The sequence below is a fragment of the Streptomyces sp. NPDC020898 genome, assembly GCF_044333925.1.
Classification (GTDB): domain Bacteria; phylum Actinomycetota; class Actinomycetes; order Streptomycetales; family Streptomycetaceae; genus Streptomyces.
This window is the reverse complement of the sequence record NZ_JBIRRV010000048.1, coordinates 1-1,612: the sequence shown is the minus strand read 5'-3', so window position 1 is coordinate 1,612 and position 1,612 is coordinate 1. Positions and strand designations below refer to the sequence as shown.

Annotated in this window: 1 protein-coding gene; it reads right to left on the bottom strand. The window is 63.0% G+C overall.

From position 1 onward, the window contains the following. The coding region (gene ltrA, locus ACH4TV_RS48275; protein WP_398407857.1) for a group II intron reverse transcriptase/maturase at nucleotides 1–1,028 on the bottom strand (1,028 nt) is incomplete at its 3' end. Between the last annotated feature and the right edge of the window lie 584 nt (nucleotides 1,029–1,612).

Genomic DNA, 1,612 nt, shown 5'->3' with positions numbered 1-1,612 from the left:
CGTGCGAGCTCGACGAAGGGCAGGTCGGAGCGGCGATGCAGACGCCAGGACCGGACCTCGCGGCTCATCTTCTTCAGGGCGTCCTTGCTGACCGCCGGGTCGAACGACAGGAACTGTCTGCCGTGCCGGTCCCGGTTTCGTCTGGCGCGAAAGGTGTAGCCCAGGAACGTGAACGCCGTGTCCTCGAAGGGGCGTTGGCGTTTGCCGTCCTTGCAGTACACGATCCGGGTCTTGGCCGGATGCAGTCGCAGTCCGACCTCGGCCATCCTGTCCGTGAGCGCGGCCAGCACGTGGCGGGCCTGGCGCTCGGAGACGCAGTGCAGCACCGCGTCATCCGCATACCGCTCGAACCAGACAGCCGGGAACTCCCGTGCCATCCAGGCGTCGAACGCGTAGTGCAGGAACAGGTTCGCCAGCACGGGAGATACCGGGGCTCCTTGCGGGGTTCCCTTCTCCCGCTCCAGCAGGGATCCGTCGGGCATGACAAGCGGGGCAGCGAGCCGCCGCCGCACATACAACTTCACCCAGACGGCGTCGGTGTGCGCTTCCACCGCCTTGACCAGCAGGTCCCAGGGCACGCTGTCGAAGAACTGGGCGATGTCGAACTCCACCACCCAGTCCCGCTTCCAGCAGCGCTTCCGGCACCTTTCCACCGCGTCCAGGGCGGACCGTCCAGGCCGGTATCCGAAACTGTCCGGGTGGAATACAGGCTCCACCCTTCGCATCAGATGCCGGGCCACCACGGTCTGAGCCACCCGGTCGGCGACAGCGGGAATACCAAGCATTCTCGTGCCACCGCCGTGCGGCTTCGGAATAGCCACCGCACGCACCGGAGGAGGAAAGTAAGAGCCCGATGACATTCGATTCCAGACCTTGTACAAATTGTTCTTCAGGTCCTTCTCGAAGTCGTCGATGCTCTGCCCGTCTACCCCGGGCGCACCCCTGTTCGCTCTGACTTCCTCCCACGCCTCCTTGACTTCCCACTTCGAAATCTCAAACGGCTTGACCTGTGACTTCAACTGGCCCATCGAACTCCTCCCGGAGATCCTCCGGTTGATGCGATCAACACAGTCACGAACGACCCGGCCCCTTCGCTCCACCCCCATTACAGGGGCTTCACCACTACTACGGGCCGATCCGCCGACACGCCTCGCCTCGGTACTCAACCCCTCACAGTTTCCGCTGCTTGGGGCACTCCCTCTCACCCGCCGAGGCGGCGGGCAGTATCGAGACGTGCCTTCTCCTGTTCCATGCGGAAGCCGCAGACCGGACTCACGTCGCCTCCATGCCGGACATCGCCTGGCCAATAGACGGGCACCCGCCAGACCTATCCCGGAGTTGGCTTGAAACCCCGGTTTTGATGTCGCCTGTTAACATTTCGACACGTCAGCAGCGATTCACTTGCGTTCGTCTTTCCGGTCCCTACCTGACACCTCTCGGGCGCCTTTTCCTCATCGCTCACCACAACGGTCTTCAGCCAATGCAGCATGAGGCGGTTTGAAGCCTCCCCCCGCAGGGCGACTCCGAAGGGCCAAAACCTTCATCTCCCGCACAGCATCATTTCCAGAAGCTGCCCTACAACCAACTCCCTTTCATGTTCAGGACACACCAA